We start from the raw sequence: 6857 nt of genomic DNA, 5'->3' as shown, positions 1-6857 counted from the left end.
CCGGACAAGCGCGCCCTAAGCGCGCGCCGATCCGGGACCCCGGCGCGAGCGCTTGCGCTCGTCGCATACCCACAGGGTGAAGTTTGGCGAAGACTCGGAGTGATCGGAGTCGCGCAGCAACTTCTGCCTGTGGTTATGGATCCCCGCGTTCGCGGGGATGACGGCGGAGATTGGAGCGCGACCTCACGTAATCAGATGCATCCCCGCATCCATGCGCACGACCTCGCCAGTCATGTTGCTGGAGGCCGGCATCGCCAGGAAGCAGACGAGCTGGGCGATATCATCCGCAGTCGATGCGACCTTCAGCGGCACCTTCGCCACCACGCTGTCGCGCACCTGCTTGGCGCCGGCTTCGCCGCGGCCCTTGGTGAACCAGGGCGTGTCGATATAGCCGGGGCACACGGTGTTGACGCGGATCAGCGGTGCCAGCGCGCGCGACAGCGACAGCGTCATGGTGTTGAGCGCGCCCTTGCTCGCGGCGTAGGCGATCGACGAGCCGACGCCGCTGATGCCGGCGACCGAGGACACGTTGACCACGGCGGAGGGCCGCCCCGACGCCTTCGCGCCGGCCTCGAGCAGGCTGCGCGCAGCGCGCACCATCTGGAACGGGCCGATGGTGTTGACGCCATAGAGGCGCTGGAAATCTTCAGCCGACAAGCCGTCGAGATCGGCGTGAGCGACATGCTTGGTGGTGCCGGCATTGTTGACGAGGATGTCGAGCCGGCCCCAGCCGCTCGCAGCCGCGACGATCTTGCGGCAGTCATCGTCCTTTGACACGTCGCCCTGCGCGACCAGCACCTCCGCCGCACCGGCCTTGCGGCAGAGCTCGGCGGTGGCCTCGGCCTCCTTCTGGCTCGACGAATAGTTGATGACGAGCCGCGCCCCGCTGCGCGCGAGAATTTCCGCCGTCGCCGCGCCAAGGCCGGAGGCAGACCCCGTCACGATTGCGCACAAGCCATCCTTTGCCATCCGGTGTTTCCTTCCCTCTGCAAGTTGCTGGCGCCCTGTTTAGCGAGTTTGCAGCGCCCTGCAAATCGAGCAAACTCCGCTAAGCGGAATTAGCTTGGCCCCCATGCCTGCGCCGCAGGTTGACCTGCGATCAACGCTTGTCAGGGCCATGGCTTTTTCGGATCATCGGGCGCAAGAAGACTTACCAAGAAGACCTGCGCGGCTCGCTCGACCAGACGGGACGCGCCAACGGAAAAAGCACGGGGAACGCTGTGGCGGAGAGTGACAACATCGTCGTCGAGACCGCGGAGAAGATCTTCGCCGATCTCGCCGATCCGCAAACCATCAACAACGACAAGAAGAATTCCTGGCAGGCGCCGCTGTGGCAGGCGCTGAGCGAAGCCGGTCTGCCGCTGTCCTGGGTGCCCGACGATCTCGGCGGCTCCGGCGCGAGCCTTGCCGACGGCTTTGCCCTGCTGAACGCCGCCGGCCGCTTCGCGGTCGCGGTTCCCCTGGCCGAGACCATGCTGGCGGGCTGGCTGCTGGCACAGGCGAAGATCGCCTCGCCCGACGGCGAGATGACAGTGCTGCCGGCCAGCCCGAAGGACCGTATCACCCTCGATGCCGACGGCTCGCTCTCCGGCCGCGCCCGCGGCGTGCCTTTTGCGAAAGCGGCAAAGCACTTTGCGGTGCTGGCGCATGGCAAGGACGGCGCCGTGATCGCGCTGGTCGATGCCGGCAAGGGCCGCATCGAATCCGGCCTCAATGTCGGCTACGACCACAGCGACACCGTGACGCTCGACAAGGTCCAGCCCGTCACGCTGAAAGCCGCTCCGAAGGGGCTTGACCAGACCACGCTCATGCTGATGGGCGGCGTCGCGCGCAGTCTGCAGATCGCGGGCGCGCTGGAATCGATGCTCGACATCTCCGTGCGCTATTCCAACGAGCGCGTCGCCTTCGAGAAGAAGATCTCGAAATTCCAGGCCGTGCAGCACAACCTCGCCCGCCTCGCCGGCGAATCCGCCGCCGCGCTTGCCGCCGCAACCTCGGCGGCCGACGCCATCGCCAACGCAAAATCGTTCGACGACGCGGTCTATCTCGAAGCCGCCTCCGCCAAGATCCGTTGCGCGGAAGCAGCCGAAAAGGGCGGCGCCATCGCGCATCAAGTGCATGGCGCGATCGGCTTCACCATGGAGCACATCCTGCACCGCTACTCGCTGCGGGCGCTGGCCTGGCGCGACGATTTCGGCTCGGAGAGCCACTGGGCCGTCGAACTCGGCAAGCTGGTCGCAAGCCGCGGCGCCGACGAATTATGGCCGCTCGTGGCGTCGCGCTGATCAGGGAGAGACACACATGACCGCCGCCCTTCGTTTCGACCCGATCCGCCTGCCCGAGAAGTGCGAGCAATTGCGCAAGGAGGTGCGCGCCTTCCTCGCCGAGGAAATCGCCGCCGGTACCTTCGATCCGCACAAGCCCAACCGCGAGGACACGGACGCGCCGGAATTTTCCCGCCGGGTCGGCGCCAAGGGCTGGCTCGGCATGACCTGGCCGAAGAAATATGGCGGCCAGGAACGCTCCTTCCTCGAACGCTATGTCGTGACCGAGGAGATGCGCGTTGCCAACGCGCCGACGCGACGCTTCTTCGTCGCCGACCGCCAGAGCGGACCGGTGCTGCTGAAATACGCGCCCGAACACATCAAGATGGACATCCTGCCGCGGATCTGCCGCGGCGAGATCTGCTTTGCCATCGGCATGAGCGAGCCGAACTCCGGCTCGGACCTGTTCGCCGCGAAGACGCGCGCGACCAAGACCGACGGCGGCTATCTCATCAACGGCACCAAGATCTGGACCTCGTCGGCGCATATCGCCGACTACATGATCGCGATCTTCCGCACGTCACAGCCGACCAAGGAAAACCGCCGTCACGGCCTGACCCAGTTTCTGGTCAAGATGAAGCAGCCGGGCATCAAGGTGAATCCGATCGGCCAGATCACCGGCCAGTACGAGTTCAACGAGGTCGTCTTCACCGACTTCTTCGTGCCTGATGACCACGTGCTCGGCGAGGTCGACGGCGCCTGGAAGCAGGCGACCAGCGAACTTGCCTATGAGCGCTCCGGCCCCGAGCGCTTCCTCGAGACCTATTACGTGCTGACCGAGCTGGTCCGCGCGGTCGGGCCCAATCCGGACACGCGCAGCGCCGAGGGCATCGGCCGTCTCGTCGCCCAGCTCCACACCATGCGGCGCATGTCGGTCTCGGTCGCCGGCATGCTTCAGGCCGGCAAGGAGCCGGTGGTCGAGGCGTCCATCGTCAAGGACATCGGCACGGTCTGGGAGCAGCAGCTTCCGCACCGCGTCCGCGACCTTGCTGCTTTCGTCGAGGAGACCGCGACCAACCGCGAGACCTTGGAGCGGCAGCTCGACTTCGCGATCAAGACCGCACCGAAACTCACCATCCAGGGCGGCACCACCGAGGTGCTGCGCGGCATCATCGCCCGCGGACTTGGTTTGCGCTAATTCAATCGAGGACATCATGAGCACGTATAAAGATATCGGCGTCGAGAAGGTCGGACACGTCGGCACCATCGAGATCCGCCGCCCGCCGCTCAACTTCTTCGACATCTCGCTGATCAACCAGATCGCGGATGCGCTCGACGAATTCGACCGCGACATCGAGATCCGCGCCTCGGTGCTCTCGGCGCAGGGCAAGGCCTTCTGCGCCGGCGCCAACTTCCAGGATCCGGCGCGTCAGGCGCAGGAAGCGCGTGAAGCCGACAAGAAGGGCGACCCCGCCGACAGCCTCGGCGCGATCAACCATCTCTACATCCAGGCCGTGCGCATCTTCCGCGCCAAGAAGCCGATCGTCGCCGCCGTGCAGGGCGCCGCCATCGGTGGTGGCCTCGGCCTTGCGGTGTCCGCGGATTTCCGCGTCACCTGCCCCGAAGCGCGCTTCTCCGCGAACTTCACCAAGCTCGGCTTCCATCCCGGCTTCGGCCTGACGACGACGCTCCCCGAGCTGATCGGCAAGAACAACGCCGAGCTGATGTTCTACACCAGCCGCCGCGTCACCGGTGAGGAAGCCGTGAAGTGGGGCCTTGCCAATGTGCTGGTGCCGCAGGACCAGGTGAAGGCGGAGGCAATGAAGCTTGCAGGCGAGATCGCCGAATGCTCCCCGCTCGGCCTGCTCTCCACCCGCGCCACGATGCGCAACGGCCTCGCCGACCGCGTCATGGCCGCGACCAATCACGAGCTCGCCGAACAGACCCGCCTGCGCGCGACGGAAGACTTCAAGGAAGGCGTCAAGGCCACGGAAGAGCGGCGCGTCGCGAATTTCAAGGGAAGGTGATCACGGCGGCGCTGGCCGTATCACTTCACCGCGACCACAACCTCCCCTGTCATCCCCGCGAACGCGGGGATCCATAACCACAGGGAGAGGTGTGGGGCGAGATGATCACTCCGAGTCTTCGCCAAACTACTCCCTGTGGTTATGGGTCCCGGAACCGCGCGCGCCTGAGGGCGCGCTTGTCCGGGACGACAGCGGAATGTGTCGCGGCTTACTTCCTTCCCACCACCAGCGCATCGACGATCGTCACGCCCTGCCCTTCACCGTGCACCAGCACCGGATTCAGCTCGATCTCCGAAATCTCCCTGGCATGCGCTGCCGCTAGCACGGAGATGTCGGCGATCAACCGCGAGAGAGCCGGCACATCCGCCTTCACCGCCCCGCGAAATCCATTCAGCAATGGTGCCGCTTTCAGGCTCGCCAGCATCGCGCCGGCCTCCTCCGCACTCACCGGCGCCGGGCGATAGACAACGTCGCGGAACAGCTCCGTCGTGACGCCGCCGAGACCCACCATCACCATCGGCCCGAACGTCTCATCCGTCATCGTGCCGACGATGATCTCGACACCCCGCTTCGCCATCGGGCCGATCAGCACGCCCTGGATCGACGCCTCGGGCCTGTGCTCGCGCGCATTGTTCAGCAGCGCCTCGAATGCCAGAAACACCTCGCCCTTGGTGGTGACGTTGAGGCGCACGCCGCCGACCTCGCTCTTGTGAGCGATATCGGGCGACTGGATCTTCATCGCCAGGGGAAAGCCGACGCAGGCGAGCGCCTCGTCGAGCCCGCTCTTGTCCTTGACTAACACCTCGCCCGGCAGCGCGATGCCGGCGGCGCGGAGCAATGCCTTGCTGTCGGCCTCGGACAGAACCGGAGACGTCAGATGCGCGGACAGATCGCGCAAGGGCAGCCGCGTCGTGTCCGCAGCTGGCGGCAGCCTGAAATTGGCGTAGTCGACGAGTTGCCGCATCGCGACGCCGACATGGGTCAGGCCCGAGAGCACCACGACACCTGATTTCGCAAGCTCGCGGCGCGCGAAGTCGGACGGCACGGTGTAGGAATAGAACACCACCGGCTTGTGCTGCGCGGACAACACCGGCGCCAGCTCCTCTTCCTTGAACGGCTTGCGCACCTCGCTCGACAGCGACAGCACGACCAGGATCGCATCGACCTCGTCGGACACCGTGAGCACGTCGACGCTCTTCTGCAGGCCGCCCGACGTCACGCCCTGCGCGGTGACGTCGATCGGATTGCGCGCCGTGCCATAGGACGGCATCAACTGCTTGATTCCCGCCTGAACGGACTCGGACAGCTCCGGCACCTGCAGGCCCTGCAGCGCCACGGCGTCGGCGCCCCAGATGCCGGCCCCGCCGGAGACGGTGACGACGGCGACCCGGTCGCCCCTCGGCAGCGGATTGCTGACAAGCAATGCTGCGATCGTCAGCGCCTCGTCCAGATCGTTGGAGACGATGAAGCCGTATTTCGCGAACACCGCGTCATAGGCCGCCGACCAGCCCGCCATGCTCGCGGTGTGCGAGGCTGCAGCGCGCTGGCCCGCGCCGGAGCGGCCGACTTTTGCGACGATGACCGGCTTCCTGATTTCGGCGGCGCGGCGTGCAGCGGCGATGAATTTGTCGACGTCGCGAATGCCTTCGATGAACAGCAGGATCACGTCGGTCGAGGCATCCTGCACCAGATAATCCAGGAATTCGCCGGCACCAAGGTCGGCTTCATTGCCGGCGCTGACGACATAACTGACGGCGACGCCGAGCGCCCGCGCGCGATGATAATAGGCGAAGCCGATGCCGCCGCTCTGCGCGACGATGCCGATCCGCCTTTGCGTGGCGACCAGCGGCACCACATCAGGCTTGACGTCCACAGCGGGACTGAAGGTCGCCGCCACGCGCTGCACCTGGCTGAAGAAGCCTTCGGCGTTCGGACCGGAGATCCGCATTCCGGTGCGTTTCGCCAGCGCCGCGATCGCATCCTGCATCGCCGCGCTGTCGCCGCCCTCCTCGGCAAAGCCGGAGGAGATGATCACGGCATTCCTGACGCCGGCGGCGGCGCATTGCTCGAGTGCGGCCAGCACCGCGCGGGCGGGGATGATGACGACGGCAAGGTCGATCGGCGCGCCGATCTCTGCGATCGACTTGAAGCAAGCGAGCCCGTCGATGTCGGCGTAGTTCGGGTTCACCGGGTAGATCTTCCCGGGATATTCGTTCTTGCGCAGCATCGACAGCAGCCGGCCCGGGATCTTCTCGTGATCGCGCGAGGCGCCGATCAGCGCGATGCTGGCGGGTGCGAAGAAGCTGTCGAGCGGATGCGGCATGAGGTGGATCCTTTCGTCTTCGTGCAAACGCCGCGCTGTCGTTGACCCGTCATCCTGAGGCGCCGGAGCGTAGCGGAGGCCTCGAAGGATGAACGGCCACCGGCCGGGCCGCCCATCCTTCGAGGCTCTCGATGGGGCGCTTCACGCCCCATCACTCGCACCTCAGGATTACGGATTGAGAGCTATCAGGACAACAGCTCAGGCCCCGCCTGTGGCCGTCGCCCTTCGAGGCTCGCCGAAGAG

5 protein-coding genes are annotated in these 6857 nt (G+C 66.0%); 3 read left to right on the top strand and 2 right to left on the bottom strand.

Annotated elements, in window-relative coordinates:
• Positions 1–183: 183 nt before the first annotated feature.
• Positions 184–969: an SDR family NAD(P)-dependent oxidoreductase gene (locus Q0743_RS20980; protein WP_298243390.1), complete on the bottom strand. Its 786-nt coding sequence runs from the start codon at positions 967–969 to the stop codon at positions 184–186.
• A gap of 251 nt (positions 970–1220) precedes the next feature.
• On the opposite strand from Q0743_RS20980, the gene Q0743_RS20975 reads away from it, so the two are divergent.
• The 3 genes from Q0743_RS20975 to Q0743_RS20965 are packed head-to-tail and all read left to right on the top strand — an operon-like array spanning position 1221 to position 4291.
• Positions 1221–2285 carry an acyl-CoA dehydrogenase family protein gene (locus Q0743_RS20975; protein WP_298243389.1) on the top strand — a complete coding sequence of 355 codons (1065 nt, stop codon included), beginning with the start codon at positions 1221–1223 and terminating at the stop codon, positions 2283–2285.
• A 16-nt stretch (positions 2286–2301) separates the two neighbouring features.
• A complete protein-coding gene (locus Q0743_RS20970) occupies positions 2302–3462 on the top strand; it encodes an acyl-CoA dehydrogenase family protein (protein WP_018316466.1) in 1161 nt (386 codons plus the stop codon).
• A 16-nt stretch (positions 3463–3478) separates the two neighbouring features.
• Entirely contained in the window at positions 3479–4291 is an 813-nt protein-coding gene (locus tag Q0743_RS20965; protein ID WP_298243388.1) for an enoyl-CoA hydratase/isomerase family protein, read from the top strand.
• 208 nt (positions 4292–4499) lie between these two features.
• Here the strand turns inward: Q0743_RS20965 and Q0743_RS20960 are convergent, their stop codons facing one another.
• Positions 4500–6614, bottom strand: a complete 2115-nt coding sequence (locus Q0743_RS20960; RefSeq protein ID WP_298243387.1) for an acetate--CoA ligase family protein — start codon at positions 6612–6614, stop codon at positions 4500–4502.
• Positions 6615–6857: the final 243 nt, after the last annotated feature.

It is taken from the genome of uncultured Bradyrhizobium sp., from assembly GCF_936943645.1.
GTDB lineage: Bacteria > Pseudomonadota > Alphaproteobacteria > Rhizobiales > Xanthobacteraceae > Bradyrhizobium.
This window is presented reverse-complemented; position numbering and strand designations above follow the sequence as displayed.